Source organism: Pantoea sp. X-Soil-MYKO-1289 (assembly GCF_059730625.1).
Genome location: NZ_AP036004.1, coordinates 3816678 through 3837838 on the forward strand (window position 1 = coordinate 3816678; position 21161 = coordinate 3837838).

The window sequence follows — 21161 nt, forward strand, 5'->3', positions numbered from 1 at the left end:
CGTGTTGGATTTTATGCAGCAACTTCAGTCGCAGCGAAAGGGAACCAGCGCCTGCAGCGCTGTGGCGTCGCGGCAGGCCTGAATCGGCTGATTATGGCGGAAAACTTTAAAATCCTCGCCGCGCACGCTGAAGTAAGAGAGCTGGTTTTCATGCACATGCAGAAAACTGCCTTCGCGCAGCGCAATCACCGACTCCTCGGGATTGACGGCGCAAAATTCCGCCAGGCGTTCGTCGCGGGTTTCGCCCATATGGCCGCTGGCGTGCGCGTCAAGGTAGTGCGGGTTGATCTGAACCGGAAACAGGCCCAGCGCAGGCAACACCACGCTGCTGCGTACCGGCATATCGTTGGTGGTGCGAATCGAGGGCGTCGCGACGTTGCAGCCCGCGCTCCATCCGACGTAAGGCACCGCCCGTTCGCGCACGGCGCGCTGGATCGCCACAATCAGACCGTTCTCGTGCAGCATCTGATTCAGCAGCCAGGTATTGCCGCCGCTGACCAGAATCAGCTCCGCCTGCTCAATGGCCGCCACCGGCGTGGCGAAATCCTGCACGCAGCGCACGGTAACGCCCAGCGACGCGCTCAGCTCGGCGGCGCGCTGCTGATAGTCGCCGCGAATAATGGCGTAAGGCACCAGCACCGCCGAACGGATGCCGCGCTGGGCGATCATCGCATGCAGCTGCGGCTGCGCGTAACCCAGCAGCGGCGCGTCGTCGGCCAGCTTGCCGTTGCTTAATAAAAACAGTTCCATCAGCAGATCCTTTTCGCAAACGTTATGAGCCACGAGTCTGAACCAGCGCACCGCTGCTCGTCAATTTTCCCGCTTGCGTCGGGCAGTTTGCGGAAACCTCAGCGACTTTGTCCGCCTCGGCATCTTTCCACGCTGCGATGCGCTATAACTCTGGCAGCAGGTTTGCTATTCTTAGCGTCCATTCAATGGGAGCATTTATGGAATCCTGGTACTTACTCTATTGCAAACGTGGACAGCTGCTGCGCGCGAAAGAGCATCTTGAGCGGCAGGAGGTGCATTGCCTCAGCCCGATGATCGCTCTGGAAAAAGTGGTGCGCGGCAAACGGACCACCGTGAGTGAGCCCCTGTTTCCTAACTATCTCTTTATCGAATTCGATCCGGAAGCGATTCATACCACCACGATTAGCAGCACGCGCGGCGTCAGCCACTTCGTGCGCTTTGGCACGCTGCCTGCGACGGTGCCTTCCGCCGTTATCGAAGCGCTGCAAACCGACGTGCCGCAAACGCTGATCGATCCGGAAACGCCGCAGGTCGGCGATGAGGTCATCATCACCGAAGGGACCTTTGAAGGCCTGCGCGCCATTTTCGCCGAGCCCGACGGCGAGACGCGCTCGATGCTGCTGCTTAACCTGCTGAATAAACAGGTGATGCGCAGCGTCGACAACAAGCAGTTCCGCAAGCTTTAGGCCAGCCGAAACAGCGCGCGCGCGTTGCGATCTACCTGCTCCGCCAGCGCCTCCTGCTCCTCTCCACGCCACTTCGCCACCTGCTGCACGATATGCGGCAAAAAACAGGGTTCGTTGCGACGCGACGTCGGCCGCGGATGCATATCGCGCGGCAGCAAATAGGGCGCGTCTGTCTCCAGCAGCAGCCGCTCCGCCGGGATCAGCGGCAGCATCTCACGCAGCGCCATACCGCGACGCTCATCGCAGACCCAGCCGGTAATGCCTACCGACAGCCCCATCGCCAGACAGGCTTCCAGCTCGTCGCGCGTGCCGGTAAAGCAGTGCACCACCGCGCCCGGCAGCTTCGGCAGCCAGGGCGCCAGCACCGCCGCAAAGCGGTCGTGCGCTTCACGACAGTGAAGGAAGACCGGCATATTCAGCTCGGCGGCCAGCGCCAGCTGCGCGTCGAAGGCGTACTCCTGCTGCTCGTGCGCGGCAAGGTTGCGGTTGAAATCGAGGCCGCATTCGCCAATCGCCACCACCTGCGGCCGCTCTGCCAGGCGCCGCAGCGTATTGGCCGTCTCATTCGACCATTCGCTGGCGTGATGCGGATGCACGCCCGCCGTCGACCAGCAGAAGTCGGGCTGACGCTCGGCCAGCCGCTGCGCCTGCTGGCTCTCCAGCGCATTGGTCCCGGTGATTAACATGCCGGTGACGCCCGCTTCGCGCGCACGCTTTACCACCTTGTCGCGGTCGGCGGCGAACTGCGTGCTGGTCAGGTTTACACCGATATCAAACATAATCTTTCCCATAGCTTATTAAACAAAAAACCGCCCAGATGGGCGGTTCGGTAACAGGGTCTACCCGCCAGGCGCGGGAAACGTACTGATAACGGGTCAGGAGTCGGTATGCTGTTCCTCTTCCTGCGCCCGCCGTCCCTTCCCGACGTAGTAACGGGAAAAGAATACGCCGACTTCAAACAGGCAGTACATCGGAATAGCGAGCAAAGTTTGCGAGAAAACGTCCGGCGGTGTGAGCAGCATCCCAACAACGAACGCGCCGACCAGAATATAGGGGCGTTTCTTTTTCAAATCTTCCGGCGTGGTGATGCCGGTCCAGCAGAGCAGCACGATCGCCACCGGCACCTCGAACGCCACGCCGAACGCCATAAACAGCGTCATGACGAAGTCGAGGTAGTTGGTGATATCGGTCGCGATAGTCACGCCCTGCGGCGCGGTTTTGGCGAAGAAGCCGAACGCCAGCGGAAAGACAATAAAGTAAGCGAAGGCGACGCCGACGTAAAACAGCAGGGTGCTGGAGAACAGCAGCGGCATCACCAGCCTGCGTTCGTGGCGGTAGAGCGCCGGCGCGACAAAAGCCCATACCTGATAAAGGATCACCGGCACCGCGAGAAAGACCGACACGATGATGGTGAGCTTAATCGGCGTGAAAAACGGCGAGGCGACATCGGTGGCGATCATGCTGGCGCCGGCCGGCATCTGACTGATCAGCGGCGAAGCGACCATGTGATAGATGTCGTTGGCGAAATAGATCAGCGCCATGAAAATCGCAAACACCGCGACAATGCAGTACAGCAGACGCTTACGCAGCTCAATCAAGTGGCTGATAAGCGGTTGGGTATCTTCAACGGCCATGGTTATCGTTCATCACTTGCAGAAGAGGTTGTTGTCGGACTGCGCGGCGCGGCCGGCGCAGGATTAACAACCGCCGCTTGCGGGTTGGCATCGGTTTTAGCGGTTTCAGCGGCTTCTGCCGCCGCTTCCGGCGCCTGCGCCGGCGCGCTGGCCTGCGTGTGGGCCGTTGCCGGCGTCACGGATTCCGCCGCGCGCTGCTGCGGCGCATGAATGGTATTGGCTTCGTCCTCAGCTTTTTCAATGTCGATGCTCTGCTGAACCGAACGCTTCATTGAATCGGCGGTTTTGCGCAGCTCTTCCATTGACTCTTTCAGCTCCGGCGACATGGCGCCGCGGCTCGCCTCTTCCACCTTTTTCAGGCTGTCCTGCAGCTCCTGCAGTTTCAGCTCCTGCGCCAGCTCATGCTGCACGTTGGCGGCCAGCGAGCGCATCGCTCGGATCCAGCCCACTACGGTTTTTACCGCAACCGGCAGTCGCTGCGGGCCGAGAACAATCAGCCCGATCACGAACACCAGTACCAGTTCACTAAAACCAATGTCGAACACGGTTTACACCTGCTTGTCGTTTTTAACGTCTTCTTTGTTAGCCGAAGTTTGCTGTTTATCCGCCAGCGTTTTGGCATTGAAATCAGCGTCCTGCTGGTTTGGATGATCCTTTTTCTCATCCTCATCGCTCATGGCTTTTTTAAAGCCCTTGATAGAGGAACCGATATCGGAACCCAGGTTTTTTAACTTATTAGTGCCAAACAGGAGTACAACGATGACGGCAATAATTAATAATTGCCAGATACTGATACCGCCCATGAGATAGTGCCTCTGATGTTGCGAGAGATTGAGAAGAGTAATGTCAGCCAAAAGCCCTGATGACGCCGGGCTTAAGGCTGCGACATTACCGCGATTCAGGCGTGGCTGACAATTAGTTTGTCTTACGCCAGCCGATTAGCCAGGTGACAAAACCCGCCGCCATTAACAGGGCCGGAAAGAAATCCCAGTCCGGGCGGCTCAGCAATACGGCGGTGCCGCTCAACAGCAGGGTCGCGCCGACGCCGAACAGATAGCGCGCTTTATGATGCTGCGTGCGCTGGGCGTGCATATCCTTAGTCAGCTTATCGACGCTGTGCTGCAAAAGTTTATGATGCCGCATGCTTTCATAAAACAGCTCCGGCAGCTCCGGCAGCTTCTCCGCCCAGAAGGGTGCTTTTTCTTTTACCGCGCGCAGGATAGCCGGCAGACCAATCTGATCTTTGATCCACTCTTCCAGGAACGGCTTAGCGGTTTTCCACAGATCGAGCTGCGGATAGAGCTGACGGCCGATGCCTTCGACGTAGAGCAGCGTTTTTTGCAGCAGCACCAGCTGCGGCTGCACTTCCATATTGAAGCGGCGCGCGGTGCTGAACAGGTTAAGCAGCACATGGCCGAAAGAGATCTCCGCCAGCGGCTTCTCGAAGATAGGTTCGCACACGGTACGGATAGCGAACTCGAAATCTTCGACGTTGGTATCGGGCGGCACCCAGCCTGAATCAACGTGCAGCTCCGCGACTTTGCGGTAGTCGCGGTTGAAGAAGGCGATAAAGTTTTCCGCCAGATAGCGCTTATCCTCTTTGTTCAGCGAGCCGACGATGCCGCAGTCGATGCCGATATATTGCGGATCTTCCGGATGATCGTAGCTGACAAAGATATTGCCGGGATGCATATCGGCATGGAAGAAGCTGTCGCGGAACACCTGGGTAAAGAAGACCTGCACGCCGCGCTCGGCCAGCAGCTTCATGTTGACGCCGTGCTGCTCCAGCGTGGCCACGTCGGAGATGGGAATACCGTAAATGCGCTCCATCACCAGCATGGTTTCGCTGCAGTAGTCCGAATAGACTTCCGGCACGTAGAGCATGGGGCTATCTTCGAAGTTACGGCGCAGCTGAATGGCGTTGGCCGCTTCGCGCAGCAGGTTCAGCTCGTCGATCAGGGTCTTTTCGTAGTCGCGCACCACTTCCATGGGACGCAGACGACGTCCGTCCGGCAGCAGGCGCGCCACCCAGCGCGCCAGGCGATAGATAAGCTTCATATCCGCGCGGATCACCGGCAGGATGTCCGGGCGAATCACCTTGATCACCACTTTCTTGCCGGTGGCTTTCAGGGTGGCGGTATGCACCTGCGCGATTGACGCCGACGCCAGCGGTTTAATATCGAAATCATCGAACCAGGTTTCTACCGGGCCGCCGATCGATTTTTCAATCTGCTCTTTAGCCTTTACGCCGTCGAAGGGCGCGACGCGATCCTGCAGGATGGCGAGCTGGTCGGCGATCACGGGCGGAAAAAGGTCGCGACGCGTAGAGAGCATCTGGCCGAACTTAATCCAGACCGGACCGAGCTGCTCCATCGCCAGGCGCATACGCACGCCGATCTCTTCGTCTTTATGGCGGTTAGGCAGCCAGAAAATCGTACGGCGCCAGAGGCGCAGCGGAATGGTAAGGCGCATGCGGGGGATCAGCTCATCAAGACCGTAGGTCAAAAAGATCCTGATGATGAAATATAAACGGCGAATCTCTCCAAACGTCATTTCGCCTCCAGCTGCGCTAAACGCGCCGTGAGCGCATCAAGCGAACGTTCCATCGCGTCTACCTCCTCAGAAAACCACGCCAGTTCCAGCGCGCCCGGCGCGACGCGCCACTCTTCGGTGAGTGCCTGTCCCAGATAATCCTGACGACGCGCGACCTCGCCGCGTAGCAGCCGCAGAGCGCGCTGCGCCGCCTGGCTGACGCCCTGCGCGGCGATATCGCCGATCCAGGGCGCAAGATATTCGGCCGGGTCCAGCTCCGCCAGATCGATCAGCGCGGAAAAGCGCTGCACTACCTGCAAATCGCCTTCGACCTGCAGCTCGCCGCTGCGGATCAGGCTGGTCAGCTGCTGCCGATCGCGCAGCTTCGGCAGGGTTTTCAGCTGCGTAATCACGGTGCAGTCGCTGCTGTCCTGCCAGTCGCTCAGCACGTCGAGCTGCTGTTCGCTGAACACCAACACCAGCGGATGGGAAAGCTCCTCGAGACGCAGCGTCAGCACCTGTCCCACCAGTCGCTGGCGCGCGGCTTTCAGGCTGCGATCGCGATAGAGCATGCGGTTTAGCGCGGTCTCAAGACCGGCGGTAATCAAGGGCGTCAAGCGCATCACCATATCCGGTTAAAACTTAAATCCACGATGCAGCGCGACGATGCCGCCGGTCATGTTGTAATAAGTGGTGTTCTCGAATCCGGCGTCGTTCATCATCGCCTTCAGGGTCTCCTGATCGGGATGCATGCGGATCGACTCTGCCAGATAGCGGTAGCTTTCGGCGTCCTGCGCCACCAGCTGACCGACGCGCGGCAGAATATGGAACGAATAGGCGTCGTACGCTTTGCTGAGGGGATCGAGCACCGGTTTGGAGAACTCCAGCACCAGCAGGCGTCCGCCCGGCTTAAGCACGCGGAACATCGACGCCAGCGCCTTCTCTTTGTCGGTCACGTTGCGCAGGCCGAAAGAGATGGTGATGCAGTCGAAATAGTTATCCGGGAAGGGCAGCGCTTCGGCGTTGGCCTGCACGTAGCTGACGTTGCCGACCACGCCGAGATTGCGCAGCTTGTCGCGGCCCATTTTCAGCATGGAGCTGTTGATGTCCGCCAGCACCACCTGACCGGTGTCGCCGACCAGACGGGAAAACTTCGCCGTCAAATCGCCGGTGCCGCCCGCCAGATCCAGCACGCGCTGACCGCGACGCACGCCGCTGCTGTCGATGGTAAAACGCTTCCAGATGCGATGGATGCCAAAGGACATCAGATCGTTCATCAGGTCATATTTCGCCGCTACGGAGTGAAACACGTCCGCGACTTTGTCAGCTTTTTCGCTTTTGGCGACCGTCTGAAAGCCAAAATGGGTAGTTTCCTGCTGTGATTCATCTGCCATCGGTTTTACCTGTTCCACAAACAATACTTCCCGAAGTGTATCAGAGTCAGGGTAGTCAGGCACGCAACGACCCGCTTATTCGTGGAGCCGCCTCACGCGCGCCTCCAGGGTGTCGGCGACGTCGTCAGGCGTCTCCTCGTCGTCCCATGCCTTTTCCGGCATCGCCTGCTCGACTAACTGCGGATTGATTGAGCGTTTAACTTCAACGCCCAGGGATTTAAACGCCTCGCTCTGCGCGATCAGGTTGCCGCGCCCTTCCGCCAGCTTTTTCATCGCCTCGCGGTAGCTGTTGTGCGCCTTATCCAGATTATGGCCGATGCCGCTCATATCATCGACGAACAGCCGCATCTTGTCATAGAGGCGCGCCGCGCGATCGGCGATGCGCTGCGCGTTGCGGCTCTGATGCTCGTAGCGCCACAGGTTGTTGATGGTGCGCAGCGCCACCAGCAGCGTCGTCGGACTCACCAGCATGATGTTCTGCTGCAGCGCCTCGCTGATCAGCTCTGGCTGCCGGTCGATCGCCAGCAGAAAGGCCGGCTCGACCGGAATGAACATCAACACATAATCGAGCGAGCGTAAACCGGCCAGTTGTTGATAATCTTTACGGCTCAGCAGGCGGATATGGCTGCGCACCGCGGCGACATGCTCCTGAAGCGCCTGCTCGCGCGTCACTTCATCTTCCGCGTTGAAGTAGCGCTCATAGGCCACCAGCGTCATCTTGGCGTCGACCACCACATCTTTGCCCTGCGGCAGACGCACGATCACATCCGGTTGCATTCTGCCCTGCTGTTCCGACTGCAAACTGACCTGCGTCTGATATTCATGGCCTTCGCGCAGGCCTGACGCCTCCAGGACGCGGCTCAGCACCACTTCGCCCCAGTTGCCCTGAATCTTGTTGTCGCCTTTCAGCGCTTTGGTGAGGTTGATCGCCTCCTGCGCCATCTGCGCATTCAGCTGCTGCAGCTGGCGGATCTCGTGCGCCAGCGTATGACGCTCGCGCGCCTCCTGGCCGAAGCTGTCATGCACCTGGCGGCGAAAACCGTCCAGCTGCTCGCGCAGCGGAGCGATCAGGCTGTTCAGGCTCTGGCGGTTCTGCTCGTCGACGCGGCGGCCGCTGTTTTCAAAGATGCGGTTGGCGAGATTTTCGAACTGCGCGCTGAGGCGCTGTTCGCTGCTGGTGAGCAGGCGCTGCTTCTCTTCGGCGGCGAAGCGCGTCTCTTCAAGGCGGATGGTCACCTCGCGCAGCTCGGCCTCCTGCGCGCTGTTGATCTCTAGCTGGTTGCGCAGCTCGCGGTTGAGCTGTTCGCATTCGCCGCGCCAGTAATCGAGCTGTTGCAGCCGCTCCTGCGCGCCGCTCAGCGCGCCGTGCAGCTGGCGCAGCTCCTGTTCGCGCTGCTGTAGCTGTTGCTGGAGCTGTTCAAGCTGCTGCTGCTGGCGCTGCTGCGCCTCCTGCTGCAAACGCCGCTCGGTGGCATAACTGGCGGCCTGATGGCCAGCGCGCAGCTGCGCCAGCATCCAGCCGATGCCGAGTCCGGCGAGCGCCAGACAGGCGCTGATAATAATCTGCTGATCCATGATTCCCTCGCGACGCGCATTGCTCGGGAAAAGGTAAAGTCGGCCTGTATGAATGTCCAGACTATTTTCGGGCGGTTTTCACCCCCGAGCAGGCGCTACAGCGCTTTGACCTGCAGCTCGCCCGCTTTCCACGCGTCGGTGAGAAAAAACGGCATCGGCATCAGCCATTCGTCCCCTTTTACCCGCGCCGGATAAACAAAGACGTTGCCGCCCCAGGTGAGCTCCACGGACTGCGTCTCTCCCTCTTTCACCGTCGCCTTGCCCGCCATGCTGGCGAAGCCGGCGTTGCTGCCGACGTGGAAGTTCTCCATGCGCCAGCGCACCGGCGCGTGCGGCGGCCAGGGCTGCGCCTGATGAAAATGGAAAATCTCATCGTGGCTCAGCAGGCTTTCGCGCACCGTCGGCCACAGCGCGGCCTTCAGGAAATATTGATCGGTAAAGCGCGCGTTGCCGCTGTAGCGGGCGATAAAGTCGCGCATCGCCTGCGCCATGTTGCTGAAGACGCCGTTGCAGCCGCCCCACATGCCCGCCAGCAGCAGCTCGGTATGGGAAAAGTAGTCGCGCATATGGTGGAACCAGTACGGCGAGGCGAGCCAGGCGTCGACCGCCGCCGCTTCGCGCTCCGACAGCAGCGAGTCGGCGTCGCGGATAATAAAGCGTTTGACGCCGGGATCGTCCATCACCAGAAAACGCCATAGCGTCGGGTAGATCGCCTTTTCCTGCGACATATCGATCAGCTCGACGTGCGGCTGGTTGAGGCGCTGCCACACGTGCTGCGGCACGCTCTGATCCAGATAAATGCGGCAGCGCCAGCCAGGATAGAGTTGCTGCGCCACCTCGACGTTTTTAATCAGCGTTTCGCAGTAGCGCGGCTGACCGCCGTAGAGGCTGAAGGCGATCACGTTCTGTTCCGGTTTCGTCAGATCGATCGGTTCCGGCCGCGCCGCCGGAAAGGAGTAACGCTGCCCCTGGCGAAAACGCGCGTCTGCGCCGTTTAGCGCTTCCAGGCCATATTTCGCCAGCTCCTCTCGCTTGCCCATCCAGCCGCACAGCTCCGCCAGTCCATCCAGCCAGGTTTCCGAAGCGGTCGCGCGCACGGCGGGCGGCGCCTGATAGATTTTCTGATAGACGCGGTAAGACTTGCTGTAGTGGCCGAGACGCAGCAGGCAGAGCGCGTAGTCGCTCAGCACCTGCATCTGACTGGGCATGGCGCGCAGCACCTCTTCGCAGCAGCGGGCGGCGGCGGCGTAATCCTGCTGCGCCATATGCTGGCGAAAACGCGCGGCGGCGTTTTCAAGGCGCGCCTGCATGGCGGCGGGAGAAGCGGTTAAGGCGGATTTTTGTCGTGGCGGCGTATGGCGCATCGGGCGATCCTCGCTTTTGCTGTAAAGAGCAGAGGCAGCGCGCAGAGGCGCTGCCTGAAAGCGTTATAACAAACGGCGCGCCGCTTCGACCACAATTTTTACCGCATCGCTCTCGGTCTGCTTCATGGCGGCCGCATCCGGGATCTCTTTCTGGGTACGGTTAACGATGACGCCCGCCACCATGCCCGCGCGCAGCCCCTGGCTGGCGCACATCGTCAGCAGCGTCGCAGACTCCATCTCATAGTTAAGCACGCCCATCTGCTGCCACTCCTTCATCGAGCCCTGAAAGCGGCTGACCACGCGGCCGGAGAAGGTGTCGTAACGCTCCTGGCCTGGATAGAAGGTGTCAGACGACGCGGTGACGCCGATATGGGTGGTCGCGCCGCTCGCTTCTGCCGCCGCGACCAGCGCGGTGGTGCAGGCGAAATCCGCTACGGCAGGGAATTCCAGCGGCGCGAAATGCTGGCTGGCGCCGTCGAGGCGTACTGCGCCAGTGGTGACCAGCACGTCGCCGACGTTAATGTGCGGCTGAATCGCGCCGGTGGTGCCGACGCGCAGGAAGGTGCGCACGCCAAGCTGCGCCAGCTCTTCTACCGCGATAGAGGTCGACGGGCCGCCGATGCCGGTGGAGCAGACCACCACAGGCTTACCGTCCAGCTTCGCCAGCCAGGAGGTGAATTCCCGGTGCGACGCCAGCGGCTGGGCGTCCGCCATCAGTCCGGCAATTTTCTTTACGCGCTCCGGATCGCCGGGAACGATAGCCAGGGTCGCGCCCTGCAGATCGGCTTTGGTCAGGCCAAGGTGGAAAACGTCAGACATAGCAAACTCCTGAACAGGGAAGTGAAGCGCGCCACTCTACGTCAGCGCAGCGCAAATTTGTGTGATAACAATCACTATCAAAAATGAATGTTACATTTTACATGGATAACAATGCGATCTAAGTCACATAACCAAGCCATTCAGAATGCCATTGCTACAAGCTGTGTGCGTCGGGCTTCGCAGCAATGTTAAAGAGGAGAGTGTTTTTGCTTGCTCCCTACTCTGTTCCCGGTCTCTGGTCCAGACGTCATCTGGCCAGGCTATAGTTACGTGATTGCGCTACTGCCAGCACGGAGAAAAAAATGAAAACCGAAGACAATATGGCACAAAAATCATCGACGGGCGGCTTTGCACCTGCAGTACAGCCGACCGCCTCAACCACGATTCATACCGATAGCCAGGATATTCAGGCAGGCGAAACCTCGGTGCCGAGCCAGGGCGAAAATATGCCCGCTTACTACGCCAGACCGAAAGAGGCGAACGGTCCGCTGCCGGTAGTGCTGGTGGTGCAGGAGATCTTTGGCGTGCACGAGCATATTCGCGATATTTGCCGCCGGCTGGCGCTTGAGGGCTATCTGGCCGTGGCGCCGGAGCTCTATTTCCGCGAAGGCGACCCGAACGATTACCACGATATCCCTACCCTGTTCAGCGAGCTGGTCAGCAAAGTGCCGGACAGCCAGGTGCTTTCCGATCTCGACCACGCCGCTAACTGGGCCGGCCGCAACGGCGGCGATATTCGCCGCATGGGCATTACCGGCTTCTGCTGGGGCGGCCGCATCAGCTGGCTTTACGCCGCGCACAATCCGCAGCTGCGCGCCGCCGTCGCCTGGTACGGTCGCCTCATCGGCGAGAAAACCATGAAGCAGCAGAAGCATCCGATCGATATCGCCGTGGATTTAGGCGCGCCGGTGCTGGGCCTCTACGGCGGCCAGGACGATAGCATTCCGCTGGAGAGCGTGGAGCAGATGCGTCAGGCGCTGCACGCCGCTAACGCCAAAGCGGAGATTGTCGTCTATCCCGACGCGGGCCACGCCTTTAACGCCGACTATCGTCCGAGCTATCACGCCGAATCGGCGCAGGATGGCTGGGCGCGCATGCTGACGTGGTTTAGGCAGTTCGGCGTCGTCTGATTACGCACGCGATAAAAAAGGGGCGCCGCAGCGCCCCATCTTCAACAGCACGACACCCTAAACTCAGGCGTTTTCGCCGCGCAGTTTCTTCGCCGCCTCCACCATGTTCGCCAGCGCCTGACGGGTTTCCGTCCAGCCGCGCGTTTTCAGGCCGCAGTCCGGGTTGACCCACAGACGCGCTTCCGGGATGCGCTGCGCCGCTTTACGCAGCAGATTCTCCATCCATTCGACGCTCGGCACGTTCGGCGAGTGAATATCGTAAACGCCGGGGCCGATTTCGTTCGGATATTCAAATGCCTTAAAGGCTTCCAGCAGATCCATATCGGAACGCGAGGTTTCGATGGTGATGACGTCGGCATCCAGCGCCGCGATGGACGCCATGATGTCGTTGAATTCGCAATAACACATATGGGTGTGGATCTGGGTGTCGTCTTTCGCCACCGCGGCGTTAAGGCGGAAGGCGTCTACCGCCCACTTCAGGTAGGCGGCCCAGTCGGACTGGTGCAGCGGCAGGCCTTCGCGCAGCGCCGGCTCGTCAATCTGGATAATACCGATGCCGGCTGCTTCAAGATCCGCGACCTCGTCGCGCAGCGCCAGCGCGATTTGCTTCGCGATGGTTTCGCGCGACACGTCTTCGCGCGGAAAAGACCAGCAGAGAATGGTGACCGGGCCGGTCAGCATCCCTTTCACCGGCTTGCTGGTCAGCGACTGCGCATAGGTCGCCCACTCTACGGTAATCGGCCGCGGACGGCTGACGTCGCCGATAATCACCGGCGGCTTGACGCAGCGCGAGCCGTAACTCTGCACCCAGCCGTTCTGGGTAAAGACGAAACCCTCCAGGTTTTCGCCGAAGTACTCCACCATGTCGTTACGCTCCGCTTCGCCGTGCACCAGCACGTCGAGGCCCAGGCGCTCCTGTTCGGCGATCGCCTGTTTGATATGCTGCGCGATGCCGGTGCGGTAGCTGGCGCCGTCGATATTGCCTTTTTTGAAATCGAGGCGCAGGCCGCGGATCTCGGTGGTCTGCGGGAAGGAGCCGATGGTGGTGGTCGGCCAGGCTGGCAGATGAAAGCGGCTGCGCTGGGCGCGGGCGCGGACGGCGTAAGCGCTGGCGCGCTCGGTATCCTGCGCGGAGATCGCCGCCAGACGCCTGCCGACCGCCGCGTTGTGGACGCGGCTGGAGTGGGCGCGATGGCGAACTGGCGCGCTCCAGGCCTCCAGCGAGGCCGCGTCGTTACGGTTGAGCGCATCGCTCAACAACCTGAGTTCGCCGCATTTTTGCAGCGCGAAGGCGAACCAGCTTTTGACTTCGTCATCGAGGCGGGTCTCTGCGTTCAGATCGATCGGGCTGTGCAATAGCGAACAAGAGGTGCCGATCCACAGCCGTTCGCGCTGACCGATCAGCGGCTGCAGGCGTTCGAACCAGCGGCTCAGGTCGGCACGCCAGACGTTGCGTCCGTTGATAACGCCAAGCGACAGCAGCCACGCCGCCGGCAGCTGCTGGTTGAGCTGCGCGAGGTCGTCGCGGCCGTGCACCAGATCGACATGCAGCCCCTGCACCGGCAGCGCGCGAATAACGTCAAGGTTCTGGCCGATGCTGTCGAAATAGGTGGTCAGCAGCAGCTTCACGTTGCCCTGCAGCGCCTGGTAAGCGGGCCTGAATGCTTCGCGCCACGCCTGCGGCAGCTCCAGCGACAGCGCCGGCTCGTCGATCTGCACCCACTCGACGTCGCGCTTTTTCAGCTCGGCCAGCACCTGCTGGTACACCGGCAGAAGGTCATTCAGCAGCGACAGGCGGTCGAACGGCTCGCCCTTAACTTTGCCCAGCCAGAGATAGGTCACGGGGCCGAGCAGCACCGGCTTCACCTTGTGGCCCAGCGCCAGCGCTTCATCCACCTCGTCCAGCAGTTGGGTCCAGGCGAGTCTGAACGGCTGGCCTTTGGTGAACTCCGGCACGATGTAGTGATAGTTGGTATTAAACCATTTGGTCATTTCGGCGGCGGCGGCAGGTTCGCCGGTCGGCGCCCGACCGCGCGCAATGCGGAACAGCGTATCGAGGTCGATAGCCCCGTCTTGATTCTGATGGCGCGCCGGAACGTTGCCGAGCATCAGGCTGGTGGTCAGCACATGATCGTACCAGGCGAAGTCGCCCACCGGCAGCAGATCCACGCCCGCCGCTTTCTGCTGCTGCCAGTGGCGCGCGCGCAGTTCGCGTCCGGTCGCCAGCAGCTCTTGCTGCGTCGCCTTGCCCGCCCAGTAGCTCTCCTGCGCTTTTTTCAGTTCGCGACGCAGGCCGACGCGGGGAAAGCCGAGGCTGTGATTCAGAATGGTCATACGCTGTTCTCCCGATGATTTCTCTTTGGCTTCGTCTGGCAGCCAAAGATGTTTAGCCGTCCAGATGTTTACACCGCTATATTCTGCGGGTAGTGTATGTTCCTCAAGCGCAAATTGTTCAATCTCCATGTGAAGGACGCTCATGATCGAACTTAAGCATCTGCGGACGCTTCAGGCTCTGCGTAATACCGGCTCGCTGGCCGCCGCCGCCGCGCAGCTTCATCAGACGCAATCCGCGTTGTCGCATCAGTTCAGCGATCTCGAACAGCGGCTGGGATTCCGCCTGTTCGTACGCAAAAGCCAGCCGCTGCGCTTCACGCCGCAGGGCGAAATTCTGCTGCAGCTGGCGGAGCAGGTGCTGCCGCAGATCCAGCAGGCGCTGCAGGCGTGCCACGAGCCTTATCAGGCGACGCTGCGCATCGCCATTGAGTGCCACAGCTGCATTCAGTGGCTGACGCCGGCGCTGGACAACTTTCGTCAGAGCTGGCCGCAGGTGGTGATGGATTTTAAATCGGGCGTGACCTTCGATCCGCAGCCCGCGCTGCAGCAGGGCGAACTGGACGTGGTGCTGACCTCCGATATCCTGCCGCGCAGCGGCCTGCACTACACGCCGATGTTCGACTTCGAAGTGCGCCTGGTGCTGGCGCCCGATCATCCGCTGGCGCAGGTTGAGCACATTACCCCCGAGGACCTGGCGCAGGAGGTGTTGATGATCTATCCGGTGCAGCGCCAGCGGCTGGATATCTGGCGGCACTTTCTTCAGCCGGCAGGCGTCAGCCCGGCCCTGAAGAGCGTCGACAACACGCTGCTGCTGATTCAGATGGTGGCGGCGCGCATGGGCATCGCCGCGCTGCCGCACTGGGTAGTAGAGAGTTTTGAAAAGCAGGGATTGATCGTGACAAAAACTCTGGGCGAAGGGCTGTGGAGCCGCCTCTATGCCGCCGTGCGCGACGGCGAGCAGCGTCAGCCGGTGCTGGAAGCCTTTACCCGCTTTGCGCGGCAGCACGCCTGCGAACATCTGCCGTTCGTACGCGATGCGGCGCTTCCTGGCGCGATTTTGCAACGCTGAGCCGCAAATTCCCCTATAATGCGCAGCCTGTTAAACGACCATGAGAAAATCTCACCATGACTAATAACGATATTTTGCGCAGCGTGCGCTTTATGCTGAATTTAAGCGATGCCAAAGTGGTGGAGATTTTCGCACTGACCGACTGCGAAGTCGCGCTGAGCGACGTGCAGGCCTGGCTGAAAAAAGAGGATGACGCGGCGTTTAAACCGCTGCCGGACGTGCTGATGGGCTATTTTCTCAACGGCCTGATTTTCTTCCGTCGTGGCAAAAGCGAAGAGATGCCAGCGCCCTCGATCGAACGCCGCATGAACAACAACATTTTTATGAAAAAACTGCGTATCGCGTTCGATCTGAAAACCACCGATATTCCGGCGGTGCTGGCTAAGGCGAACTTCTCGGTTTCGCAGGCGGAAATCGGCGCCATTTTCCGCAAGCCGGATCATAAAAACTACCGCGAATGCGGCGATCAGATTATGCGCAACTTTTTGAAGGGCCTGACCCTGACGCTGCGCCCGACGCAGCCGGCAAAAACCAGTCCGACGCAGGCGGCGAAGAGCGCGCCGTCGCAGGCCACGAAAACCAGCCCAGCGCAGGCGGCGAAACCCGCCTCGTCGAAGACGGCGAAACCTCGCCCGGCCCAGCCGCCGAAAGCCAAAAAATAGTTCCGCCGTCAGGACGACCGTCGTCGCCCTGACGGGATACACGCCTCAGCGACTGCGCAGCACCCAGCGCTTATGCACATATAGCGAGGCGAAAATCACCAGCGCGCCAGCGATAAAACTGGGCCAGTGCGGCTTCTGCTGCCAGATTGCCAGATTCACCAGCAGCCCCGCCGGGACATGCATATTGTTCATAATGCCCAGCGTGCCCGCATCGACCTGCGTGGCGCCGTAGTTCCACATAAAGTAGCCCAGCCCCGACGCCGCCACGCCCAGCCATACCAGAATGCCCCACTGCAGCGAGGTGGTCGGCAGTTTCGCCGGATTGCCCCACAGGCACCAGGCGATAATCGCAATCAGCACCGCGCCGAGATAAAACCAGGAAAATGCGGTGTGCTGCGGCATCGGCCGGGTTTCCTGCAGTCGTTTATAGCCCACCATGCCCACGGCAAAGCAGATATTCGCCAGCTGCACCAGCAGCAGGCCGAACCAGAAATGATCGCTGACCTTGTCGTAGCGAATAATCGCCGCGCCTGCCACCGCCAGCAGCGCGCTGAAGGCGTAGCCGATGCGCAGCGGCCGTTTGCTAATCAGGTCATAGATCAGGGTGACATAGAGCGGCGTCATCACGGTAAACAGCAGGAACTCGGAAACGCTGAGGTAGAGATAGGCCTCGAAGCTAATCAGATACATGATGCCGAGCTGCAGCATCCCCACCAGCATATAGAGCAGCAGCGTCGACGGACGATAGCCGCGCCAGCGCAGAAAAGGCAAAAACACCAGCGCCGCCAGCGCCAGGCGCATCAATACCGAGAACCAGGTGTCCACCTGCCCCGCCAGATATTCTCCGATCAGGCTAAAGGAGAACGCCCAAAGAATAGTGGTAACGATCAGTAACAGCACAGCGTCAATCCTGCAAAAGAGAGAGGTCGCTAGTGTAATCAATGTACTGCGGCGACGCGGCGCTTTCTGGTTGACAACTGCTCACAAAAGAAACGCTCAGCGCAGGCATCGGCGAATGTTTTATAAACGATGCGCGTTTAGCGTCATTTGGTGACATTAACCTGCCGTAATTGTCATAAAAGTGTAACAAATGTGTCAACTATCACAGCCAGCATGCGCGAAAAGCGCCATTATAGACGCGAAAAGGAACATGGCGGCGACCTCTGGAATGCGTCGCCCATTTCCACAACGACAACATGCCTGGGAGGGCAGCTATGCTGAGCATTTTTAAACCCGCACCGCATCGACCGCCGGTGGCGGAAGATCAGGTTGATCCTTTATATCGTCGCCTGCGCTGGCAGATCTTCTTCGGTATCTTCTTCGGCTACGCCGCCTACTATCTGGTGCGCAAAAACTTCGCGCTGGCGATGCCCTATCTGGTCGAGCAGGGCTTTTCGCGCGGCGACCTCGGTTTTGCGCTTTCCGGTATCTCGATTGCGTACGGCTTCTCAAAATTTATTATGGGTTCGGTTTCGGATCGCTCGAATCCGCGCGTGTTTCTGCCTGCCGGCCTGATCCTCGCCGCCGCGGTGATGCTGTTTATGGGCTTCGTGCCCTGGGCGACCTCCAGCATTATGGTGATGTTCGCGCTGCTGTTTGCCTGCGGCTGGTTTCAGGGCATGGGCTGGCCGCCTTGCGGGCGCACCATGGTGCACTGGTGGTCGCAGAAAGAGCGCGGCGGCATCGTGTCGGTGTGGAACTGCGCGCATAACGTCGGCGGCGGCCTGCCGCCGCTGCTGTTCCTGCTCGGCATGGCCTGGTTCAACGACTGGAAAGCGGCGCTCTATATGCCCGCTTTCGCCGCTATCGCCGTGGCGCTGATCGCCTTCGCGCTGATGCGCGATACGCCGCAGTCCTGCGGCTTGCCGCCCATCGAGGCGTATAAAAACGACTATCCGCCCGACTACAGCGCCACGCACGAAGAGGAGCTGACGGCGAAACAGATCTTCACCCAGTATGTGCTGCCCAACAAGCTGCTGTGGTATATCGCGCTGGCGAACGTCTTCGTCTACCTGCTGCGCTACGGCATTCTCGACTGGTCGCCCACCTACCTGAAAGAGGTGAAGCACTTCACGCTGGATAAATCCTCCTGGGCCTACTTCCTGTACGAATATGCCGGCATTCCCGGCACGCTGCTGTGCGGCTGGATGTCGGACAAGGTGTTCAAGGGGAACCGCGGCGCGACCGGCGTCTTCTTTATGACGCTGGTGACCATCGCCACGGTGGTCTACTGGTTTAACCCGGCGGGCAATCCCGGCGTGGATATGGCCTGCATGATCGTCATCGGCTTTCTGATTTACGGCCCGGTGATGCTGATCGGCCTGCATGCGCTGGAGCTGGCGCCGAAAAAAGCGGCGGGCACCGCCGCAGGCTTTACCGGCCTGTTCGGCTATCTCGGCGGTTCGGTCGCGGCCAGCGCCATCGTTGGCTATACCGTCGATTTCTTCGGCTGGAACGGCGGTTTTCTGGTGATGGTGGTGGGCTGCGTGCTGGCGGTGATCCTGCTGCTGTTGACCATGATTAACGAACGCAAGCACAAGCAGCAGCTGGCGTCATAAAGAAAGAGGCCGGCATCGCGCCGGCCTCTTGCGTCAGGATAAAAACAGCGTGCGCAGCGTATGCGGCACGGCATCGTCGGCATTGCTGCCGATCACGTCCAGTTCCGGCAGAGCATCTTTCAGACGCTGATGGGCGTTGCGCATAATGCAGCCCTTGCCCGCCATGCTCAGCATCTCTACGTCGTTCATGCCGTCGCCGAAGGCGATGCACGCCTTGAGCGAATGTCCCAGCTGTTTCGCCACCGCTTCCAGCGCGTGTCCCTTCGACACGCCGCCCGCCATCACTTCCAGACAGGTCGGCAGCGAAAAGCTGACGTTAACGCGATCGCCCCAGCGCGCCTGCAGCGCCAGTTCGAGTGGGATCAGCGCCTCGGGATCGTCGCTGGTGAAAAAGACCTTGCTGATATTGTCGCCCGGCAGCATGCCTGGCTCATACACCTGATAAGTGAATACTGACTCGCGAAAATAGTCCTGCTCCGCCGGATGGGTGCGGCTCATAAACCATTCGTCGTCGCGATAGACGTGCGTCAGGATGGCAGGATTGGCGTAGTGCAGCCCGTAAAGCTCCAGCGCGATATCTTCGTCGAGGTTATGGCTGAACACCAGCTCGCCCTCGGCGTTGTGCACGCGCGCGCCGTTAGAGGTGATCATATAAGCGGGAATGCCCAGCTTGTCGCGCATCTGCCCCACGTCGATGTAATGACGGCCGGTGGCGAAAACAAAGTGGATATCGCGCGCCACCAGCTGTTGCAGTATATCGTGGGCATAAGGCGTGAGCCGATGTTCGGGAGAGAGCAGCGTGCCATCCAGATCGGATGCGACGATTTGAAACATGAAAACCTCAGGTATTGTTTTAGGCCGAAGCCGGTAAGGTAAGAATTCGAATTAAGGGTGCGCCTCAAAGAAATCGACCAGCGCATTCAGCGCTTCGGCGCGCATGGCATCTTTTTCAAACAGAATTTCGTGGCGCGCCTCTTTGATGACGCGCGTCTCGCAGGGATGGCCCGCCTGCGCCATCGCCGCGCAAAAGAGATCCTGCGAACGGTTGTCCACCACGCGATCCTCGCCCGCCTGCAGCAGCAAAAGCGGCGTGGTAAGGGTGCTGGCCAGGCTCAGGATATTGCGCCCGGCGTGAATGCCTTCGCGCACCCAGTGATAGGTCGGTCCGCCGACGCGGATCGCGGGATCGTCGGCGTAAAAACGCAGGCTGCGGCGATAGCGCTCCGCGCTGTGCGTCAGGCGATTGATGCCGAACGGATGCGCGCGCCAGCGTCCGGTGCCGAGCGCATAGCCATCGCGGATCGCCGGGCGCTTCTCCGCCCAGTCGAGGATACGGTTCGCCAGGAAAGAGGGCATCGGCAGCGCGATGCCGAACATCGGCGCCACCAGCGTCACGGCATGAAACGCCTGCGGCTGGCGCGCCAGAAACAGCGTCAGGATCGCGCCGCCCATCGAATGCGCCAGCGCGTAGCGGCGCTGGTAGTGACCGCCGACGATCTCTTTCAGATAGAGCGTCTCTAAATCGTCAACGTAGTGCGCGAACTCCACCACATGACCGCGGTGGGTATCCTGCAGCAGCCGATCGGATCGCCCCTGTCCGCGATGGTCGAGGATCACCACGTCAAAGCCGCAGTGAAACAGGTCGTACGCCAGTTCAGGGTATTTGACGTAGCTTTCGATGCGCCCAGGCACGATCAGAATCACGCGCTTATGGTGCGGCGCGGTGAAGCGCACATAGCGCAGCGTGACGTTTTCCACGCCGACGAATTCACGCTCTTCGCGCCGGTGCCAGAAGTCGAGCAGCGGACCGTGCGCAAAGGCGGCAAAGGCTTTTTCCCGATTGAGCCAGCTCGCTTTATGTCGTTCCATCTATCCCCCTGCAGACGCGCGGTAAGCCTGTCGCGAGCCGCGCATGCGGCCCGTAGCGTCACGCTTGTTTCTGGCGTATTGTGTCATATTTCCGCCCAGACAGGGAGCGCAACCCATGACCACTGAATGGTGGCTGACCTACCTTCTCACCACCACTATCCTCAGCCTTTCGCCCGGTTCCGGCGCGATTAATACCATGAGCACCGGCATCAGCCACGGCTATCGCGGCGCAGCGGCCTCGATCAGCGGTCTGCAGCTTGGCCTGGCGATCCATATCGTGCTGGTGGGGATCGGACTCGGCGCGCTCTTTTCCCAGTCGCTGCTGGCGTTTGAAGTGTTGAAGTGGGCGGGCGCGGCCTATCTGGTGTGGCTCGGCATTCAGCAGTGGCGCTCTGCGGGCGCGATCGATCTTGACGCGGTGGCGAAAGCGACGCCGCGCCGCCGCCTGTTCAAGCGCGCGGTGCTGGTCAACCTCACCAACCCCAAAAGCATCGTGTTCCTCGCCGCACTGTTTCCGCAGTTTATTCTGCCGCACCAGCCGCAGGCGATGCAGTACCTGGTGCTGGGCGCCACCACTATTGTCGTCGATATCATCGTGATGATCGGCTACGCCACGCTGGCGACGCGCATTGCGGCCTGGATTAAAGGGCCGAAGCAGATGAAGCTGTTGAACCGGATCTTTGGCGGGCTGTTTATGGCGGTCGGCGCGCTGTTAGCCAGCGCCCGGAGAATAGCCTGAAAAGCACGCCGATGTTTAGAGCCGTCGGCGGCGCAGCCAGATTGCG

At 60.4% G+C, this 21161-nt stretch carries 20 protein-coding genes and 1 pseudogene; 6 read left to right on the forward strand and 15 right to left on the reverse strand.

Features of this window, described 5'->3' with window-relative positions; genetic code table 11:
- Window positions 1-24: 24 nt before the first annotated feature.
- A complete protein-coding gene (gene pepE, locus AC6I7Z_RS18145) occupies window positions 25-750 on the reverse strand; it encodes a dipeptidase PepE (RefSeq protein ID WP_497815214.1) in 726 nt (241 codons plus the stop codon).
- A gap of 197 nt (window positions 751-947) precedes the next feature.
- On the opposite strand from pepE, the gene rfaH reads away from it, so the two are divergent.
- Window positions 948-1436: a transcription/translation regulatory transformer protein RfaH gene (gene rfaH / locus AC6I7Z_RS18150; protein WP_033754660.1), complete on the forward strand. Its 489-nt coding sequence runs from the start codon at window positions 948-950 to the stop codon at window positions 1434-1436.
- Here the strand turns inward: rfaH and tatD are convergent.
- The 10 genes from tatD to udp form a co-directional block, all read right to left on the reverse strand.
- Entirely contained in the window at window positions 1433-2215 is a 783-nt protein-coding gene (gene tatD, locus AC6I7Z_RS18155) for a 3'-5' ssDNA/RNA exonuclease TatD (protein WP_497815215.1), read from the reverse strand. The genes rfaH and tatD overlap by 4 nt on opposite strands.
- Window positions 2216-2311: 96 nt before the next feature.
- On the reverse strand, window positions 2312-3070 hold the full coding sequence (gene tatC, locus AC6I7Z_RS18160) for a Sec-independent protein translocase subunit TatC (RefSeq protein WP_033754655.1): 759 nt from the start codon (window positions 3068-3070) through the stop codon (window positions 2312-2314).
- Window positions 3071-3072: 2 nt separating this feature from the next.
- The gene (gene tatB / locus AC6I7Z_RS18165; RefSeq protein WP_497815216.1) at window positions 3073-3615 is read right to left on the reverse strand and encodes a Sec-independent protein translocase protein TatB; all 543 of its coding nucleotides are present in this window, start codon (window positions 3613-3615) and stop codon (window positions 3073-3075) included.
- 3 nt (window positions 3616-3618) lie between these two features.
- Window positions 3619-3873 (reverse strand): Sec-independent protein translocase subunit TatA, encoded by a 255-nt coding sequence (tatA, locus tag AC6I7Z_RS18170; protein WP_033754649.1) that lies wholly within the window; start codon window positions 3871-3873, stop codon window positions 3619-3621.
- Between the two features lie 112 nt (window positions 3874-3985).
- Window positions 3986-5623 carry a ubiquinone biosynthesis regulatory protein kinase UbiB gene (gene ubiB, locus AC6I7Z_RS18175; RefSeq protein WP_497815217.1) on the reverse strand — a complete coding sequence of 546 codons (1638 nt, stop codon included), beginning with the start codon at window positions 5621-5623 and terminating at the stop codon, window positions 3986-3988.
- Window positions 5620-6225 carry a ubiquinone biosynthesis protein UbiJ gene (gene ubiJ, locus AC6I7Z_RS18180; protein ID WP_033754644.1) on the reverse strand — a complete coding sequence of 202 codons (606 nt, stop codon included), beginning with the start codon at window positions 6223-6225 and terminating at the stop codon, window positions 5620-5622. The genes ubiB and ubiJ overlap by 4 nt, the downstream gene beginning before the upstream one ends.
- A 12-nt stretch (window positions 6226-6237) precedes the next feature.
- Complete coding sequence (gene ubiE, locus AC6I7Z_RS18185; RefSeq protein WP_033754641.1) at window positions 6238-6996, reverse strand: bifunctional demethylmenaquinone methyltransferase/2-methoxy-6-polyprenyl-1,4-benzoquinol methylase UbiE; 759 nt, start codon at window positions 6994-6996, stop codon at window positions 6238-6240.
- 75 nt (window positions 6997-7071) lie between these two features.
- Window positions 7072-8571 carry a DNA recombination protein RmuC gene (rmuC, locus tag AC6I7Z_RS18190; RefSeq protein WP_497815218.1) on the reverse strand — a complete coding sequence of 500 codons (1500 nt, stop codon included), beginning with the start codon at window positions 8569-8571 and terminating at the stop codon, window positions 7072-7074.
- A 95-nt stretch (window positions 8572-8666) separates the two neighbouring features.
- A complete protein-coding gene (locus AC6I7Z_RS18195) occupies window positions 8667-9935 on the reverse strand; it encodes a tetratricopeptide repeat protein (protein ID WP_497815219.1) in 1269 nt (422 codons plus the stop codon).
- A gap of 63 nt (window positions 9936-9998) precedes the next feature.
- A complete protein-coding gene (gene udp, locus AC6I7Z_RS18200) occupies window positions 9999-10754 on the reverse strand; it encodes a uridine phosphorylase (protein WP_033754632.1) in 756 nt (251 codons plus the stop codon).
- A 302-nt stretch (window positions 10755-11056) separates the two neighbouring features.
- Between udp and AC6I7Z_RS18205 the strand changes: the two genes are divergently transcribed.
- Window positions 11057-11884, forward strand: a complete 828-nt coding sequence (locus tag AC6I7Z_RS18205; protein ID WP_497815220.1) for a dienelactone hydrolase family protein — start codon at window positions 11057-11059, stop codon at window positions 11882-11884.
- 63 nt (window positions 11885-11947) lie between these two features.
- On the opposite strand, the gene metE is transcribed toward AC6I7Z_RS18205, so the two are convergent.
- On the reverse strand, window positions 11948-14218 hold the full coding sequence (gene metE / locus AC6I7Z_RS18210) for a 5-methyltetrahydropteroyltriglutamate--homocysteine S-methyltransferase (RefSeq protein ID WP_497815221.1): 2271 nt from the start codon (window positions 14216-14218) through the stop codon (window positions 11948-11950).
- Between the two features lie 142 nt (window positions 14219-14360).
- On the opposite strand from metE, the gene metR reads away from it, so the two are divergent.
- Together metR and AC6I7Z_RS18220 are read left to right on the forward strand one after the other, a co-directional pair.
- Window positions 14361-15287 (forward strand): HTH-type transcriptional regulator MetR, encoded by a 927-nt coding sequence (gene metR, locus AC6I7Z_RS18215; RefSeq protein ID WP_048782037.1) that lies wholly within the window; start codon window positions 14361-14363, stop codon window positions 15285-15287.
- 56 nt (window positions 15288-15343) lie between these two features.
- A pseudogene (locus AC6I7Z_RS18220) lies at window positions 15344-15802 on the forward strand (YehS family protein); the annotation flags it as partial.
- Between the two features lie 192 nt (window positions 15803-15994).
- Here AC6I7Z_RS18220 and AC6I7Z_RS18225 read toward each other — a convergent pair.
- Window positions 15995-16849 carry a carboxylate/amino acid/amine transporter gene (locus AC6I7Z_RS18225; protein WP_497815222.1) on the reverse strand — a complete coding sequence of 285 codons (855 nt, stop codon included), beginning with the start codon at window positions 16847-16849 and terminating at the stop codon, window positions 15995-15997.
- A 314-nt stretch (window positions 16850-17163) separates the two neighbouring features.
- Here AC6I7Z_RS18225 and glpT point away from each other — a divergent pair, with 314 nt between their 5' ends.
- On the forward strand, window positions 17164-18507 hold the full coding sequence (gene glpT, locus AC6I7Z_RS18230) for a glycerol-3-phosphate transporter (RefSeq protein ID WP_497815223.1): 1344 nt from the start codon (window positions 17164-17166) through the stop codon (window positions 18505-18507).
- A 33-nt stretch (window positions 18508-18540) separates the two neighbouring features.
- On the opposite strand, the gene yigL is transcribed toward glpT, so the two are convergent.
- Window positions 18541-19341, reverse strand: a complete 801-nt coding sequence (gene yigL / locus AC6I7Z_RS18235) for a sugar/pyridoxal phosphate phosphatase YigL (protein ID WP_497815224.1) — start codon at window positions 19339-19341, stop codon at window positions 18541-18543.
- Window positions 19342-19392: 51 nt separating this feature from the next.
- Window positions 19393-20376, reverse strand: coding sequence for a lysophospholipase L2 (gene pldB / locus AC6I7Z_RS18240; protein ID WP_497815225.1), 984 nt, complete (start codon window positions 20374-20376; stop codon window positions 19393-19395).
- A gap of 115 nt (window positions 20377-20491) precedes the next feature.
- Between pldB and rhtB the strand changes: the two genes are divergently transcribed.
- Entirely contained in the window at window positions 20492-21115 is a 624-nt protein-coding gene (rhtB, locus tag AC6I7Z_RS18245) for a homoserine/homoserine lactone efflux protein (RefSeq protein WP_033754609.1), read from the forward strand.
- The last annotated feature ends 46 nt before the right edge of the window (window positions 21116-21161 follow it).

What these genes read in the sequence shown, in the direction of transcription:
- pepE (WP_497815214.1), bottom strand. Translation starts at nt 750, where the DNA reads ATGGAACTGTTTTTATTAAGCAACGGCAAGCTGGCCGACGACGCGCCG.
- rfaH (WP_033754660.1), top strand. Translation starts at nt 948, where the DNA reads ATGGAATCCTGGTACTTACTCTATTGCAAACGTGGACAGCTGCTGCGC.
- tatD (WP_497815215.1), bottom strand. Translation starts at nt 2,215, where the DNA reads ATGTTTGATATCGGTGTAAACCTGACCAGCACGCAGTTCGCCGCCGAC.
- tatC (WP_033754655.1), bottom strand. Translation starts at nt 3,070, where the DNA reads ATGGCCGTTGAAGATACCCAACCGCTTATCAGCCACTTGATTGAGCTG.
- tatA (WP_033754649.1), bottom strand. Translation starts at nt 3,873, where the DNA reads ATGGGCGGTATCAGTATCTGGCAATTATTAATTATTGCCGTCATCGTT.
- ubiB (WP_497815217.1), bottom strand. Translation starts at nt 5,623, where the DNA reads ATGACGTTTGGAGAGATTCGCCGTTTATATTTCATCATCAGGATCTTT.
- ubiJ (WP_033754644.1), bottom strand. Translation starts at nt 6,225, where the DNA reads ATGCGCTTGACGCCCTTGATTACCGCCGGTCTTGAGACCGCGCTAAAC.
- ubiE (WP_033754641.1), bottom strand. Translation starts at nt 6,996, where the DNA reads ATGGCAGATGAATCACAGCAGGAAACTACCCATTTTGGCTTTCAGACG.
- rmuC (WP_497815218.1), bottom strand. Translation starts at nt 8,571, where the DNA reads ATGGATCAGCAGATTATTATCAGCGCCTGTCTGGCGCTCGCCGGACTC.
- AC6I7Z_RS18195 (WP_497815219.1), bottom strand. Translation starts at nt 9,935, where the DNA reads ATGCGCCATACGCCGCCACGACAAAAATCCGCCTTAACCGCTTCTCCC.
- udp (WP_033754632.1), bottom strand. Translation starts at nt 10,754, where the DNA reads ATGTCTGACGTTTTCCACCTTGGCCTGACCAAAGCCGATCTGCAGGGC.
- AC6I7Z_RS18205 (WP_497815220.1), top strand. Translation starts at nt 11,057, where the DNA reads ATGAAAACCGAAGACAATATGGCACAAAAATCATCGACGGGCGGCTTT.
- metE (WP_497815221.1), bottom strand. Translation starts at nt 14,218, where the DNA reads ATGACCATTCTGAATCACAGCCTCGGCTTTCCCCGCGTCGGCCTGCGT.
- metR (WP_048782037.1), top strand. Translation starts at nt 14,361, where the DNA reads ATGATCGAACTTAAGCATCTGCGGACGCTTCAGGCTCTGCGTAATACC.
- glpT (WP_497815223.1), top strand. Translation starts at nt 17,164, where the DNA reads ATGCTGAGCATTTTTAAACCCGCACCGCATCGACCGCCGGTGGCGGAA.
- yigL (WP_497815224.1), bottom strand. Translation starts at nt 19,341, where the DNA reads ATGTTTCAAATCGTCGCATCCGATCTGGATGGCACGCTGCTCTCTCCC.
- pldB (WP_497815225.1), bottom strand. Translation starts at nt 20,376, where the DNA reads ATGGAACGACATAAAGCGAGCTGGCTCAATCGGGAAAAAGCCTTTGCC.
- rhtB (WP_033754609.1), top strand. Translation starts at nt 20,492, where the DNA reads ATGACCACTGAATGGTGGCTGACCTACCTTCTCACCACCACTATCCTC.